The organism is Akkermansiaceae bacterium (genome assembly GCA_024233115.1).
GTDB lineage: Bacteria > Verrucomicrobiota > Verrucomicrobiia > Verrucomicrobiales > Akkermansiaceae > Oceaniferula.
The window spans coordinates 167,026-181,725 of record JACKQB010000002.1; the positions used below are offsets into that span (position 1 = coordinate 167,026).

A 14,700-nucleotide genomic window follows, 5' to 3' on the forward strand; every position below is an offset into this window, starting at 1 on the left:
GTTTTCCCTAAGTAATCCGCGCCGCACATAAGCAACCTATTTTTCTATGATTTCATCCACTTGCTCCGCATGCCGTTTCTGGCACTCCTCCATTGGTAAAAAAATCGTCGTCGCCCTCACCGGAGCCTTTCTGGTCATATTCCTGGCTGGGCACCTGGTCGGAAACATGCTCATTTTCCAAAGTTCGGAAGCCTTCAACCATTACGCGGATTTCCTGCACACCATGCTGCACGGCTGGGGTATCTGGTTGTTCCGCGCCACCATGCTGGTCTCCCTGGCATTACACATCCTGGCTACCGTCCAGCTGACCGCAGCCAACCGCGCCGCCCGACCACGCAGGTATGAACATGACGCCACCATGGTAGCGTCCAAGTCATCACGCATCATGATCTGGAGTGGACTCACCATCATAGTTTTCTTCGTTTTCCATATCCTTCACTACACCGTCCGCATCCAGGATGACCTGAAACTCCTCGCCGACTTCCACCAGAACTGGGCCATGACCGTCGCCGGTTTCCAGAGTATCCCCGTTGTCCTCTTCTACATCCTCGCCATGGCGCTGCTCTGCTCCCACCTCTCCCACGGTGTCGGCTCCATTTTTCAGACCCTCGGCCTGCGCACCAAGAAGTCATCCGCCGCCATCGGCCTGCTTTCCAAGGTTTACGCCATTGTCATCTTCCTCGGCTTCATCTCCATCCCCATCAGCATCTGTTTCTTCGGACTCGGTAAGTGCGAAATGGAAAAAACCGAAAAGGTCGTAAAACAGCTCAAGGAAAAGGGCCACACACACCTGCCCGAAAACCTGGCTCACAAAAACATCTCGGAACTGACTGATGCTGACATTCCAGCCGCAGACACCCACTGATTTCCTGAATACTGAATACTTCAAACTGCAAACTTTTTAATATCATGTCACTAGATAGCAAAATACCCGAGGGTCCCATCGAGCAAAAGTGGACCAAACACAAGATGGACTCCAAGCTCATCAACCCGGCGAACAAACGGAAATACACCATCATCGTGGTCGGCTCCGGCCTCGCGGGTGGCTCCGCCGCCGCCTCCCTCGCCGAGATGGGATACCAGGTGAAATGCTTCTGTTACCAGGACAGCCCGCGCCGCGCCCACTCCATCGCCGCCCAGGGCGGTATCAACGCCGCCAAAAACTACCAGAACGACGGCGACTCGGTTTACCGCCTGTTCTACGACACCGTCAAAGGTGGTGACTTCCGCGCCCGCGAAGCCAACGTCTATCGCCTCGCCGAGGTTTCCAATGCCATCATCGACCAATGCACCGCCCAGGGTGTCCCCTTCGCCCGTGAATACGGTGGCCTGCTCGACAACCGCTCGTTCGGTGGCGCCCAGGTGTCGCGCACCTTCTACGCCCGTGGCCAGACCGGCCAGCAACTCCTCATCGGCTGCTACCAGGCACTCGAAAAGGAAATCGCCAAGGGTGGCGTGAAAATGTACCCGCGCACGGAAATGATGGACGTCGTCAAAGTCAACGGCCACGCCAAGGGCATCGTCGTCCGCGACATGATCACCGGCAAGATCGAGTCGCACGCCGCCGACGCCGTGATCCTCGCCACCGGCGGCTACGGCAACGTTTTCTTCCTCTCCACCAACGCCATGGGCTGCAATGTCACCGCGGCACTCCGCGCCCACAAACGCGGCGCCTACTTCGCCAACCCGTGCTACACCCAGATCCACCCGACCTGTATTCCCGTGAGCGGCGAGTACCAGTCGAAACTCACCCTGATGTCCGAGTCGCTCCGCAACGACGGACGTATCTGGGTGCCCAAATCCAGGGAGGACGCCGAGGCGATCCGCGCCGGCAAAAAAACCCCCGAGGACATCGCCGAGGATGACCGCGACTACTATCTCGAGCGCAAGTATCCGTCCTTCGGAAACCTCGCGCCGCGCGACGTCTCATCCCGTGCCGCCAAGGAAGCCTGCGACGACGGACGCGGTGTCGCCCCCACCGGACTCGGTGTTTACCTCGACTTCAAGGACGCCATCGCCCGCCTCGGAGAGGATGTCATCCGCGCCCGTTACGGCAACCTTTTCCAGATGTACGAAAAAATCTCCGGCGACAACCCCTACGTCACGCCGATGCAGATTTTCCCCGCCGTCCACTACACCATGGGCGGTCTCTGGGTCGATTACAACCTCCAGACCACCGTGCCCGGCCTGCACTGCCTCGGTGAGGCCAACTTCTCCGACCACGGCGCCAACCGCCTCGGTGCCTCCGCCCTGATGCAGGGACTGGCCGACGGATACTTCGTCATCCCCTCCACCATCGCCGTCTATCTCGCCGGCGAGAAACCCGGAACCGTCACCACCGACATGGACGAGTTCAAGGAGGTGGAGAAGGAGGTCGCCGAGCGCATGAACGCCCTCATCAACGTCAAGGGCAACCGCACCGTCGACAGCTTCCACAAGGAGCTCGGCCTCGTCATGTGGGACAACTGCGGCATGGCCCGCACCGAGGAATCCCTCAAGCACGCCCTCAAACGCATCCCCGAAATCCGGGACGAGTTCTGGAAAAATGTCCGCGTCCCCGGCAAGGCGGACGGCATCAACGCCGAACTCGAAAAAGCGGCACGCGTCGCCGACTTCCTGGAATTCGCCGAGGTCATGTGCTACGACGCCCTCGAGCGCGCCGAGTCCTGCGGCGGCCACTTCCGTCTCGAATACCAGTTCACCGCCGACTCCCCCGAGGTCAAGGCCGGCCAGACCCAGCCGGGCGAGGCCATGCGCCGCGACGAGGAGTTCGCCTACGTCGCCGCCTGGGAATTCCAGGGCGTCGGCACCAAACCCATCCTCCACAAGGAAGAACTCACCTTCGACAGCATCCACCTCGCCATCCGAAGCTACGCCTAGTGGAATGAATAAGTGAAGCAATGGATGAATGAATGATTGCCTACTGATGCCATGAACAATCCGGAACTCAAAGAACGGACCAAATCGTTCGCCGTGCGCGTCATTAAGGTCGTCGAAGCCATGCCTAACAACCGCATCGCCAGCCCCCTCGCAAATCAAATCATCCGTTCGGGAACGTCCGTCGCAGCAAATTACCGGGCGGTTTGCCTCTCCAAATCACGCGCTGATTTCATCTCCAAATTGAAAACCTGCATTGAGGAGGTCGATGAAACAGCTCTCTGGCTTGAGTTGATTTCAGAATCTGACATCCTCGAATGGAGCCGTCTTGAGAGCCTTCACAACGAAGCCAATGAGCTATTAGCCATATTCCTAAGTTCTGCCAAAACCGCCCGCGACAACGCGTAACATCCCCCCATTTCTTCATTTCTTCAATCATCCATTACTTCATTTACCATGAACCTAACACTCAAAGTCTGGCGCCAAAACGACATCCATGACAATGGTCGCCTCGAGACCTACGACGCCAAAGACATCCCCGCCGAAGCCTCCTTCCTGGAAATGCTCGATATCGTCAACGAGCGCATCATCAACGACGGCGGCGAGCCGATCCACTTCGACCACGACTGCCGCGAGGGTATCTGCGGCCAGTGTTCGCTCACCATCAACGGCATCCCCCATTCCAAGGAAAGAGGCATCACCGCCTGCCAGCTGCACATGCGCAAATTCAAGGACGGCGAGACGATTTGGATCGAACCGTTCCGCGCCAAGGCATTCCCATTGCTGCGCGACCTCATGGTGGACCGCACCGCCTTCGACCGCATCATCGCCGCGGGTGGCTTCATCGACGTCCGCACCGGCGCCGCCCAGGACGCCAATAACCTTCCCGTCGCCAAGACCCGCGCGGACTCCGCCATGGACGCCGCCGCCTGCATTGGCTGCGGGGCCTGTGTCGCCGCCTGCAAAAACGCCAGCGCCATGCTCTTCGTCTCCGCCAAGGCCGCCCACCTCAACCTGCTTCCCCAGGGGGCGCCCGAAAAGGACCGGCGTGTCCTCGGTATGGTCCGCCAGATGGACGCCGAGGGATTCGGCAACTGCACCAACCTCTACGAGTGCGAGGCCGTCTGCCCGAAGGAAATCAGCGTCGAAAACATCGCCCGCCTGAACCGCGACTACGCCGTCGCCCTCGCCAAGGAAGCCGCGGTGTAACCGACTCCATGGTGTGCGGGTTTGCAACCCGCGGCATCCCAAGTCCCCTATCCTGTGCTGCCCCGATATGTCGGGGCACACCATAAAGCCCCGCCCCTCTGTGGCCGGAAGCCACGTCCTGCCAGTGGGCTCCGCCAACTGTAAGTGGGGAATTTTGTGACGCTTACCTAAAAACCAAACGCCACCTCTTGGAACGGCTCTCCCTTTCTTCGCGGGCTGATCTGGATCGTCACTTTTTGTTCGAGTTCTGCCAGCAGACCGAGAAACTTGTCCGTGGAAAACCGGCTAAAATGGCCGTTAAACAGGTGCGACACCTCGGCAGGTTTGAGGTGGAGCATCACTGCGATGTCCTTTTGTTTCATTTTTTTGGCTTTCAACAGCTTTACCAAATAAAACCCGATCAAAGCACGTGTTTCCAGCTCCTTGGCACCTTCCAAGGCCAGGTCTTCAAAAACACTTCCGCTGCTTTCTTCAAACTCAATTTTCTTGCTCATTTTTGGCGATCTCCTTTGCTTCGTTGTAACGTTTCTTGATTAGGTCAATATCTTGTTGGGGCGTCTTTATGCCTGTCTTCGATTTCTTTTGAAACGCATGTAACACATATATCTTGTCTCCGAGTTGGACAGCCTGAATGCATCGATAAGCCTCTTTTTTGTGTTTTATGGCAATCTCTAGAACGCCGTTTCCAACTCCTTTGAATGGTTTTGCATTCTTCGGCATTCCTCCGAACTGGACGAATTGCAATTCATCACCCATCAATTTCCTGACATCTTCGGGAAATCCTAGAATGTCTTTCCTGGATTTTCCCATCCAGATTACCGGTCGTTGTTTGGGTAATTCGTTCAAATGCTTTTTCGGCCTTTCCTTAATGGTATTAGGAAATCTCCTAATTGTCAATTTTTCTTTTCCTCCCGCCCTTCCCTTCCAGATACTCCACGCAGAACACCCAGCGCGGCTGCCCGCCCTCCGTCACCAGATGTTTGTCCACGCTGACCACGCGGTGACTACGCAGAAACTTATTGAGTTCCTCCGTCTCTTCCCCGCCTCCGGCGGGTATTGTAAATACTTCATATTGCATTTTTAATTCAACATTCTACATTCACTATTCTAAATTCAAAACCGCTCCGGTATGCCGCCGTCACTGGCTGGCGCTCGTCCCTCGCTTGCCCGTGCCGTCTGCATACCTACGCTCCCTCCTTGCTGTTATTGACCTAGGGCTGGGCGGAACCCGATGCCGCGGCTCGTGTACGTGGGGTTGTTCCCGTAGTGGGCCGCACAGCGCGCGAGGGCCGCGTCGAGGTTCCAACCGCCGCCGCGGTGCACGCGGCCCGAGCCCGTAGCTGGACCCGTAGGATCGTTACTACCCGCATAGGTCCCATACCAGTCATTGCACCACTCATTCACATTGCCAGCCATATCAAACAAACCATAACCGTTCGCCGCAAAACTTCCCACCGGACTTGTGTAGGGATATGACCCGCCGTTGTAGGTCGGGTGATAGTCCCTTGTCGGGCTGGTGTCATAGCTGTAAGAGCTGGAACTATGGTAGTTCGCCAAGCTGTGCGTAATCTCATCCCCCCAGGGAAAACGCTTGCCACTCAGCCCGCCCCGTGCCGCCTTCTCCCTCTCCGCCTCCGTCGGCAGGCGGTAGCCCTTGGCTGCGTAATTGATCACCGGCGTGCTGTTTCCTGTTTTGTAAGTAGCTCCGCCCACCGTATAAACCACAGGCTTGCCCTCCATCTCGCTCTTCGCATTACACCACTTCACCACATCATACCAACTGACTGTATGCACAGGATGGTTTGTGCCCTTGCCTCCTCCTACGCTCAAATCCGTGTAGCCATGGGTGCTACCCCATGTCCTCACCGCATCCCATTGCTCCTTGGTCACCTCTGTCTTCTGCAAGGCAAACGCACTCACATATACAGAGGTTCCTGTGACTCCTGGTTCAGCCCCCCGCATAAAATTTCCGGCGGGGATGGTGACGAAGCCCTGCGGGGCTAGCGGCGTATCGCTCGCCGTTACCTTGAAGCGCATTGTGGTGCTGAGCTTCCCATTCCAGTCCACACCTGCGTCCCATGTGATTTTTTTATTACGCCCAAGTGTGATGCTGGAACCCACGTCGCCACTGACCGCACTGACAGGCACGGCATAGGAAGAGCCGCCGTCCTCCGACACCTGCAAGCTGACATACACAGGAGACGTGGTTCCAGCAACGTCATACCAGACATCCACTTTCTTGGTGCCCGGCTTTTGTGCCGCCCGGACATTGGTCACAGACGGCTCTGCTGCGGATGTGTGTCCGGCAAGAACGAGAATGATGCATGCCAGTTGACTGAATCGATTTTTCATGGGAATGGGAATTAGGTAAAAATGGGGGGGCGGATAACAATCACTCGACTTCAACACGGTAGAACATCCTCCCTGCTACCGTCGGGTTCACGTCAGTGTCCGTGTAGGATGCCCGGGGCACCGCGCCGGGGATGCCATACGCGATCACGTCATAGTTTTCAAAGCTTGGAGAATCGGACCGTATGATGCGGTAGGTCTTGCCCGCCACCGCACTCCACTGGATTTGCAAATCGCCTGATACCCAGGCCGTGGATTGGATCAGAAACTTTGATAGCGGATCATGCGCGTCTGTCCCGGCCACCAGTTCACTACCGTCATTCGATCCATCACCATCGCTGTCTGCGAGCACAGGGCTCGTAAGGCTTGTATTCAGCTCATAGGCGTCATCAAGCCCATCACCATCACTGTCTGCGAGTAAGGGGTTTGTTCCGTAGGTCACCTCATCCACATTCAGTATCCCATCCAGATCAGCATCATCAACCGTGGTAAGCGTGATGCCTTTGACCGTAACCACGGCGTTTTGCGTCCCCCTGCTCATAAGGTGGAAAACAAGATCGCCCTGCTGGCCAGCGATATGCTCCACCGGCATGTTCACTGTGATTTCGCCATTCTGACTTGAGGCATTATCCGCCCCATATCCGATCACCGTACCATTATGAGAAACGACCAGAAAATCCCCATCACCCGCAGCAGTGTATTGAAATCTGAAGCTGATCGACTGGGCACCCACTGGCATCTCATAATCGGCTAGCATGATACCTGCGTTAGCCTGATTACCTTCTGCAATTTCATATCCATCTGTCACCGAAACCACCGAACCAAATGTGCCAAATCCTGTAATGGAACCCACTGTCGGAGTGGCTGTCATAGATGCCGACTGAGCAGGAGCAAACTGCGAGCTGGAGCGCGATATTGAAGCGGATGCCGCTGCCATACTGCCGTCTAAAAATGGCGACCAGCCAAAGCCCGCCGTCCCAGCCCCTCCTTCTTGAATCGAGTCATTATACCAAACGTATGCGTAGGAATGATCAGTCTCACTGTATCTTAACGGACCTGGCATTATAACTTTGTAATCATAATATTGTGACGGAGGGTTAGCTTCAAAAAATTCGGGGTCTGTTCCCTCACCATAGCGCGATGACACATATCGATCCAGCATCCTACCAAGTGCAGGAAATTCTAATATATGTTCTTTGTATGGTACAGGCGTGTCCAACATGGTTACACGAATATTGCTCAAAATATTTCTGAGCTGATAACCACATTCGCCCATGACAAATCCACCAGCACTGTGACCTATCAGGTGCACGGGTTTACCAGCATCCACATTGCCTCTGCCTATTTCTAATTCTATCCAACTTGCAAGAGATTGCCCAATCGTCTGTCCCGTTGGGCGGATGTAGTATAAATCATGGAGGATATCCAATCTAGTGCCGTCCAGGAAAGACCAGTCGGTTGGGTCTGAGTATTCTCCCCATCCCAGCAAAATTATGTTCGGTGGACTCTCAGCTTCTAACCGCTCCCGGATATACTTTGCCATGTTACGAAGCCAAGCATCGTTTTTATTCCCTTTTAGTCCGTGTGTCACGATGACAAGACCATTGGAAATTTTGTTTGGATCAAATTCAAAATCACCTCCATCCTCATCATGCAAACCGCCCAATCCGACCGGAAGTGATGGGATTGGCTTCGGCTCGTTGGCGGCTGCGGGCACATTGAACACCCTTCTTTGTATTTGCTGATCGGTCAATCCACCGCCATCTGTAGCAACTACCTTCAACGACTTGGTCCCCGGCTGTCCTTTATGGGTATAGTCCAAAGATTCACCCTCAGCGATTTTTGCGCCATCGAGAAACCATTCCAGTGTCACGTCGGATTTTGATGAAGGGATCCAGCCTGCCTCTGCTGTGATCCGCCACTCAAAATCCACACCCGTCTTCTGCACAAAAGCCGGATCGCTTACCGAAGTCAGGACTGCTCTAAGATCGCTACTTTCCACAATCGTCACCTCGATCGAAGACGTGCGCCTCCCGTTATCCCTGTCAATGGTCGCAGATAGCGCAACCGGAGTTGATTGGGCCAGTGTAGTGTTCAGCACATTACCAAACATGAACACCCTTTTATGTCCATTAGCATCAAGCGGAGCCCCCGTTACTTTCCAGTCACACAGACTTGTCACGTCCTCTGGATCAGCCCCTTCGTAATATAGAGTGGCAGTATATTCGGTATCCGCACCAACTGAAACTTGTGATGGACCTGTGACAACCAATTGATTCAAGGTCAGCGTTCTAGTATCCACGGTCACATTGGACGACTCGGCGGAATCGGCAAATACGCTACCTGTCACGAAGGCACACACGGCAAGACACACAAAGAGGGCTGAACAAATCCTTCTCATTGACAAAAAATCTAGCAACACATTCACCAGAGGCAATAATATTCCACCATCAAAAGAGCCACCGACCACGCGCGGTGCTTCATCAGGTGGTTGAAAGAAGTGTATTTGCAGGCACGCACGCTAGAACCAGCCCCGTGGCCAGACTATACAGCATATGGGCGTGCAAAAGCTGATTGTTTCCCACACCGATCAGAGATTGCCGAAGTGGCGTTGCCTGGCGGGTTACGGTGTATTGGCGCAATGACCCTCTTTGGGGGTTCCAAAGCGGCGACACTTCGCCGCAGTCCAAAAAGTCGCCACGTCCTCACACTTCCTCCACCAGAATCATCAACCCGTCCTCCGAGGTGATTTTCACCGGGGTGCCTGCGGTGATATCGAGCACCTTGACACCGACGCCCCCTCCCATGGCCGACAGGCGGGGGTCTTTTTCCATGGTTGCAACCGGCACAACTGCTATCAGCCTCTTTGTCCAGATCCCCACCGCGGTCTAGGTGACTACCAATCACGACTACAAAAGGACCGGAATGGCCACTTGGCTTGACCGGTCCTTTTTCTGTCTGCTATCCTGTCTGCTCGGCACCAAACCCTGCTGCGCTGTGCCAGCATGTCCGTTGCGTGCAAGTTTCTCCGTGCATGACCGTATCCCCCCGTCATGAAGTGCCTGCTCACACCCTTTTTCCTGCTGGCATCCTTGCAGCAACAACTACCGGCAGCTGAGCCATTTGTCCACCCGGGTATCGCGCATAACCAGCGCAGCATCGACTTCATCAAAGGCAAGCTCAAGGCTGGTCAGGAGCCTTGGACAAAACTGTGGAAAAGCTGTCACGCCCACAAATCAGCTGCCCTTGATTGGAAACCGCAACCCCGGGCCAAGGTCGAACGCGGAGTGCGTAACAAGCCGGATATCGGCGGCACCGAATTCCTGCGTGATGGCGACGCTGCCTACACCCACGCGCTGCATTGGGCTCTCACCGGCGAAAAGGCACATGCCAGAAAATCCGCAGAGATCATCCTCGCATGGTCGCACACTCTCGAAACGGTGGAAAATCACGATGCCAAACTGCTGGTCGGCATGGGTGGACACAAGTACTGCAACGCCGTCGAACTCCTCAAACACTCCGGGGACGGATGGGAAGGCTGGACCGGGAAAGATCAAGCCGCCTTCGAGTCGATGCTACGCAAGGTCTGGTATCCGGTCATCAAGGATTTCTACCCCTCGGCCAATGGCAACTGGGACGCTGCCATGCTCCAGACCATGATTGCGATGGGCGTCGTCCTCGACGACCGCGCCATCTTCGACCGCGCCACCAACTACTACCTGAAGGGCAAGGGTAACGGCGCCGTGCGCAATTACTTTTTCCCGTCCGGACAATGCCAGGAGAGTGGACGCGACCAAGGTCACACCCAGATGGGCCTCGAATTCCTCGCCAACACATGCGAGACGGCCTGGAATCAACAACTCGACCTCTACGGCGCCTATGACAAGCGGCTGCTCAAGGGGTTCGAATACACGGCGAAATACAATCTCGGCCACGACGTCCCCTATGCCCCCTACAAAAGCTTCGAGGGCCGCTACCACTACAAGTCCATTTCCGACAAGGGGCGCGGGCAACTGCGGGCCATGTTCGAGAAAGTCTACAACCACTACCACCACCGCAAGGGCTTGACTCCCAACTACACAAAAATGGCCTTGGACAAAACCCGTCCCGAGGAAGATGGCCGGGGGACACTGCCATGGGGGAGCCTGATGTACACGCGTCAGCCAAGCCCGTCAGCGGGGAGATGACTTGATAGACATTGACATGCTTGCCCCCCCGCCTTGAAAAGCCACCCCTTTTTTCAAAAAGAATTGTTCGGATACGGGCTACTTGAGCCGACCCACGGGAGCCTTGGGCTTGGATTGCTTTTCCTGAACCCCCTCGGGCATCCAATTTTCATCCATGGGGCCGATGTACCCGGACCCGGACCCAACCGAATCCACATGTTTCAAATAACCATTCACCGTATTGATGAATTCGGACTTATCCACCTTGCCCCTGAACTCACGCATCATCCTCCCGTCTTTGTAAATCCTCACATTAGGGACAGCGGGAACATTCAGCTTTTCCAGTAAGGATGTATTCCTCTCTGCAATGACCTTGGCGACCAGCACCTTGGCTGGCAGTCGTTTGATCTCCTCGTCCAGATCATGGGTCTCACCACGCGAAGACGCCGTGAGCTCATTCTGGATGACGACAATGACAATGCGGCCCGGCTCATTGATCACCTGATCGAACTCGTCCGCGTCGACCATGCGAACCTCCGCGTAGTCGCCACGAATCACCATCCGCTCAATACCGGCGGCAACCGACTTCAACAGACTGATTGCAGCAATGCGCACGCCCCTTGATGCCGGGAGCATCAACGCGCCCAATACCAAGATTGTGTATAGTATGGCTTTCATACCCCCGTGTTTGTTGTGTGTGATAGACAAGTCGGCCGAGGGGGCGAACTCTTGAATACTAAAAATATCAGGTTTTCCTAAATTTCACAACCTCCAAATTGTAAAAATATCAATACCAAGCGGATCGCCCTTTAAAGAACGGGGGCTTACTGCCACGCCATGACCATTTGCGGCGGGATTTCCTCCATTTCGCTTGATCATCGCTGCTGTCTATGCCATCTCCCCGCCCGCATGGCAGACAAGCGATTCCAATCCCTTCCCGGCTTCCGGGATTTCACTCCGCGTGATTGCGCGGTTCGGAATTACCTATTCTCCGTATGGAGGGACGTGGCGCATCGTTACGGCTTCACCGAATATGAGGCTCCCATCGTCGAATCAACCGAACTCTACCTCAAAAAAACCGGGGGCGAACTGACCACACAGCTGTTTCGTTTCGAGGACCAGGGAGGACGGGATATCACCCTGCGCCCCGAGCTTACCGCCTCCCTTGCCCGGATCGTAGGAGCCAATCAGCGTGATTTCCCCAAACCACTCAAGTGGTTCGAGATCGGCCCCTGCTTCCGCTATGAAAAGCCGCAAAAAGGCAGGGGCCGCGAGTTTATCCAGTTCAACGCCGATATTCTCGGTGAAGGGGCTGCCAGCGCCGATGCAGAACTCATTGCCCTCGCCATCGACACCATGCTGGGCCTGGGTTTCCAGGAGGGCGACTTTGTGATCCGGGCCTCCGACCGTGAAAGCTGGCTGACTTTCTGTTCTCAACACGATATTTCAAACCCGTCCGAGTTCCTGCCCCTGATCGACCGGCTCGAAAAGCTTAAGCCCGAGGTTCTCGACGAGCAGCTCGCCACCTTCAACGTCACGCGTGAGCAGGTGGACGCCTTTATCAACAACCCGGATAACGCCTCCACCGCTTTCCGAGAGATTCAAGAAGACCTGGCTGCACGTGGTCTCGGTCAGTTCCTGGAGCTCGACCTCACCATCGTACGTGGCCTCGCCTATTATACGGGGGCTGTTTTCGAAATCTTCGACATGAAGAAGTCCATGCGCGCCGTCGCCGGCGGTGGCCGTTATGACGGTTTGCTGTCGACGCTGTCGGATGGAGCCGCGGACCTGCCTGCCACCGGTTTTGCCATGGGCGACATGGTCATTCGCAATTTCATCGAGGAAACACCGAATGCCAAAATGGAAATGGAGGCATGGATGGCGCGCAATCCGGCCTGTGACGTCTATCTTGTTGTCGCCGATGAAACAAAACGCACCAGCGCCCTAGGCGTTCTCTCTCAACTTCGCACGGCGGGTATCTCGACCGATTTTGCAATGACACAACTCAACGTTGGCAAGCAGTTCAAAAAAGCGGAACAATCCGGAGCTCGCTTTGCCCTCGTCATCGGTGCTGAGTTCCCCGAAATGCAACTCAAGATCCTCTCTTCCCGTACCGAAGAAACCATCCATCCGAATACCAACGTCATCGAAGCCATTCAAAAGCACCTCGACTCACCCGACGGGCCTTTGATTGCCTAGCAAATACAAAAACAATTCTGAAAAATTCTGTCAATTCTGTCCAAAAAAAATCATGCGCACGCACACCTGCAATCAACTCCATCACTCCAACATCGGCGAAACCGTCACCCTCATCGGATGGGTTAACTCCAACCGCGACCACGGTGGCGTGAGCTTTATCGACCTCCGCGACCGCGAAGGCCTCACCCAGTGTGTCTTCCGCCCGGAGGAGAATGCCCAGGCTGCTGAGATGGCCAAGGCGCTCCGCAGCGAAGACATGATTCAGGTCACAGGACTGGTTGAAAAACGCCCGGAAATCGAAGGGGTCTCCACCGTTAATCCGGATATGGCTACCGGCTCGATTGAAGTGTCAGCCAGCCAACTCAACGTCATCAACAAGTCCGATGTGCTCCCTTTCCAGCTCGACAAAGAGCTCTCTAACGAGGATATGCGGATGAAGTATCGCTTTCTCGACCTGCGTCGTCAGCGCATGACCCGCAACCTTCGCATCCGTCACCGCATTACCCAATCCACCCGGAATTTCCTCGATGCCGATGGCTTTTGCGAAATCGAGACACCCATCCTGTCGAAATCGACTCCTGAGGGCGCGCGTGATTTCCTCGTTCCATCCCGCATGCAGCCCGGTAGTTTCTACGCGCTGCCACAGGCTCCGCAACAGTACAAACAACTGCTGATGTGTGGCGGTATTGAAAAGTATTTCCAAATCGCCCGCTGCTTCCGCGACGAGGATCTTCGCGCCGACCGCCAACCTGAGTTTACGCAAATAGACATCGAGGCTTCATTCGTTACACCTGACGATATGCACAGCCTGGTGGAAGGTCTGTTAGGCAAAGTATTCCAGGACACACTGGGGGTGAAAATTGCCGAGAAATTCGATCGCCTGACATATGAGGAGGCGATGAACACCTACGGCTCAGACAAACCGGACCGCCGTTTTGGCTACCACCTCACCGAGCTTTCCGAAGAACTCAAGGACTGCGAATTCCGCGTCTTTTCCGGAGCTATCGCAAACGGTGGTGTGGTGAAGGCCATCAACGCCAAAGGTTTTGCCGGCGCCACCCAGGGCCAGATCGAAAAGCTCACCCAGACCGCCCTTGAAGCTGGCTCCAAGGGGCTCGCCTACATCCAGGCGCGCGACGAAGACCGGTCTTCGTGGAGGTCTCCGTTTGTCAAGCGTATGACCGATGCAGAGGTCGAGGCCCTTCGTAAAAAGCTCAACATCGAACCCGGCGACCTGATCCTCTTTGGGGCCGGCGAATGGGAATCCGTGTGTGAAGTCCTCGGGAGAATCCGCCTCTGCTGCGCCGACCTCCAGAACGTCCTCGAAGGCAACGAGGAACTCGATTTCCTTTGGGTCACTGAATTCCCACTGCTGGGATACGACGAGGAAGAAGGCAAGTGGAACGCCGTCCACCATCCATTTACCCGCCCCATTCCCGAGGACGAAGCCAAACTCATCGCGGGCACAACCGCAGAACCCGAAGACGAGAGCCAACGCTTTGCAGGACTCCGCGCCCAGGCATACGACGTTGTCCTCAACGGCTACGAACTCGGCGGCGGCTCGATCCGTATCCACGAAGCTGCCCTCCAATCCGCCATGTTCACCGCCCTCGGTGTCAGCGAGGAGGAAAAGAAAAGCATGTTTGGCCACATCCTCGACGCATTCAAGTTTGGCGCCCCTCCACACGGTGGCATCGCCCTTGGACTCGACCGCCTGGCCATGCTCGTCTGCGGTGAGTCATCCATTCGCGAAGTCATCGCCTTCCCGAAAAACAACAAGGGCATGGATATCATGTCATCCTCACCTTCACCTGTCGACGCCACTCAATTACGCGACCTTCGTATCCAGACGACGGTCAAAGAGAAGCCCGTCACGTAACACAAACATAACACGTCCGCC

Annotated in this window: 13 protein-coding genes; 7 read left to right on the forward strand and 6 right to left on the reverse strand. The window is 55.5% G+C overall.

Translation table 11 applies throughout. The features are described from left to right. Nucleotides 1-46 precede the first annotated feature (46 nt). The 4 genes from H7A51_04855 to H7A51_04870 are packed head-to-tail and all read left to right on the forward strand — an operon-like array spanning nt 47 to nt 4,086. On the forward strand, nt 47-865 hold the full coding sequence (locus H7A51_04855) for a succinate dehydrogenase cytochrome b subunit (GenBank protein MCP5535551.1): 819 nt from the start codon (nt 47-49) through the stop codon (nt 863-865). A gap of 44 nt (nt 866-909) precedes the next feature. Beyond that, complete coding sequence (locus tag H7A51_04860; protein MCP5535552.1) at nt 910-2,880, forward strand: fumarate reductase/succinate dehydrogenase flavoprotein subunit; 1,971 nt, start codon at nt 910-912, stop codon at nt 2,878-2,880. 51 nt (nt 2,881-2,931) lie between these two features. Beyond that, a complete protein-coding gene (locus H7A51_04865) occupies nt 2,932-3,285 on the forward strand; it encodes a four helix bundle protein (GenBank protein MCP5535553.1) in 354 nt (117 codons plus the stop codon). A gap of 48 nt (nt 3,286-3,333) precedes the next feature. Then, nucleotides 3,334-4,086: a succinate dehydrogenase/fumarate reductase iron-sulfur subunit gene (locus H7A51_04870; GenBank protein ID MCP5535554.1), complete on the forward strand. Its 753-nt coding sequence runs from the start codon at nt 3,334-3,336 to the stop codon at nt 4,084-4,086. A 167-nt stretch (nt 4,087-4,253) separates the two neighbouring features. On the opposite strand, the gene H7A51_04875 is transcribed toward H7A51_04870, so the two are convergent. The 5 genes from H7A51_04875 to H7A51_04895 all read right to left on the reverse strand — a co-directional run bounded on the left by H7A51_04875 (nt 4,254) and on the right by H7A51_04895 (nt 8,785). Beyond that, complete coding sequence (locus H7A51_04875) at nt 4,254-4,580, reverse strand: XRE family transcriptional regulator (GenBank protein MCP5535555.1); 327 nt, start codon at nt 4,578-4,580, stop codon at nt 4,254-4,256. After that, the gene (locus H7A51_04880; GenBank protein ID MCP5535556.1) at nt 4,564-4,896 is read right to left on the reverse strand and encodes a type II toxin-antitoxin system RelE/ParE family toxin; all 333 of its coding nucleotides are present in this window, start codon (nt 4,894-4,896) and stop codon (nt 4,564-4,566) included. The genes H7A51_04875 and H7A51_04880 overlap by 17 nt, the downstream gene beginning before the upstream one ends. Before the next feature lie 76 nt (nt 4,897-4,972). After that, nucleotides 4,973-5,164 (reverse strand): hypothetical protein, encoded by a 192-nt coding sequence (locus H7A51_04885; GenBank protein MCP5535557.1) that lies wholly within the window; start codon nt 5,162-5,164, stop codon nt 4,973-4,975. Between the two features lie 125 nt (nt 5,165-5,289). Continuing rightward, nucleotides 5,290-6,438 (reverse strand): SUMF1/EgtB/PvdO family nonheme iron enzyme, encoded by a 1,149-nt coding sequence (locus H7A51_04890; protein ID MCP5535558.1) that lies wholly within the window; start codon nt 6,436-6,438, stop codon nt 5,290-5,292. A 40-nt stretch (nt 6,439-6,478) separates the two neighbouring features. Beyond that, nucleotides 6,479-8,785: a hypothetical protein gene (locus H7A51_04895; protein ID MCP5535559.1), complete on the reverse strand. Its 2,307-nt coding sequence runs from the start codon at nt 8,783-8,785 to the stop codon at nt 6,479-6,481. A gap of 703 nt (nt 8,786-9,488) precedes the next feature. Here H7A51_04895 and H7A51_04900 point away from each other — a divergent pair. Next, the gene (locus tag H7A51_04900; GenBank protein ID MCP5535560.1) at nt 9,489-10,622 is read left to right on the forward strand and encodes an alginate lyase family protein; all 1,134 of its coding nucleotides are present in this window, start codon (nt 9,489-9,491) and stop codon (nt 10,620-10,622) included. A 78-nt stretch (nt 10,623-10,700) separates the two neighbouring features. Here H7A51_04900 and H7A51_04905 read toward each other — a convergent pair whose 3' ends face one another. Then, a complete protein-coding gene (locus tag H7A51_04905; protein ID MCP5535561.1) occupies nt 10,701-11,279 on the reverse strand; it encodes a hypothetical protein in 579 nt (192 codons plus the stop codon). Between the two features lie 231 nt (nt 11,280-11,510). Between H7A51_04905 and hisS the strand changes: the two genes are divergently transcribed. Both hisS and aspS read left to right on the forward strand, forming a co-directional pair. Next, nucleotides 11,511-12,800, forward strand: coding sequence for a histidine--tRNA ligase (hisS, locus tag H7A51_04910; protein MCP5535562.1), 1,290 nt, complete (start codon nt 11,511-11,513; stop codon nt 12,798-12,800). Between the two features lie 52 nt (nt 12,801-12,852). Beyond that, nucleotides 12,853-14,679, forward strand: a complete 1,827-nt coding sequence (gene aspS, locus H7A51_04915; GenBank protein MCP5535563.1) for an aspartate--tRNA ligase — start codon at nt 12,853-12,855, stop codon at nt 14,677-14,679. The last annotated feature ends 21 nt before the right edge of the window (nt 14,680-14,700 follow it).

What these genes read in the sequence shown, in the direction of transcription:
- H7A51_04860 (MCP5535552.1), top strand. Translation starts at nt 910, where the DNA reads ATGTCACTAGATAGCAAAATACCCGAGGGTCCCATCGAGCAAAAGTGG.
- H7A51_04870 (MCP5535554.1), top strand. Translation starts at nt 3,334, where the DNA reads ATGAACCTAACACTCAAAGTCTGGCGCCAAAACGACATCCATGACAAT.
- H7A51_04880 (MCP5535556.1), bottom strand. Translation starts at nt 4,896, where the DNA reads ATGGGAAAATCCAGGAAAGACATTCTAGGATTTCCCGAAGATGTCAGG.
- hisS (MCP5535562.1), top strand. Translation starts at nt 11,511, where the DNA reads ATGGCAGACAAGCGATTCCAATCCCTTCCCGGCTTCCGGGATTTCACT.
- H7A51_04855 (MCP5535551.1), top strand. Translation starts at nt 47, where the DNA reads ATGATTTCATCCACTTGCTCCGCATGCCGTTTCTGGCACTCCTCCATT.
- H7A51_04865 (MCP5535553.1), top strand. Translation starts at nt 2,932, where the DNA reads ATGAACAATCCGGAACTCAAAGAACGGACCAAATCGTTCGCCGTGCGC.
- aspS (MCP5535563.1), top strand. Translation starts at nt 12,853, where the DNA reads ATGCGCACGCACACCTGCAATCAACTCCATCACTCCAACATCGGCGAA.
- H7A51_04890 (MCP5535558.1), bottom strand. Translation starts at nt 6,438, where the DNA reads ATGAAAAATCGATTCAGTCAACTGGCATGCATCATTCTCGTTCTTGCC.
- H7A51_04885 (MCP5535557.1), bottom strand. Translation starts at nt 5,164, where the DNA reads ATGCAATATGAAGTATTTACAATACCCGCCGGAGGCGGGGAAGAGACG.
- H7A51_04900 (MCP5535560.1), top strand. Translation starts at nt 9,489, where the DNA reads ATGAAGTGCCTGCTCACACCCTTTTTCCTGCTGGCATCCTTGCAGCAA.
- H7A51_04875 (MCP5535555.1), bottom strand. Translation starts at nt 4,580, where the DNA reads ATGAGCAAGAAAATTGAGTTTGAAGAAAGCAGCGGAAGTGTTTTTGAA.
- H7A51_04905 (MCP5535561.1), bottom strand. Translation starts at nt 11,279, where the DNA reads ATGAAAGCCATACTATACACAATCTTGGTATTGGGCGCGTTGATGCTC.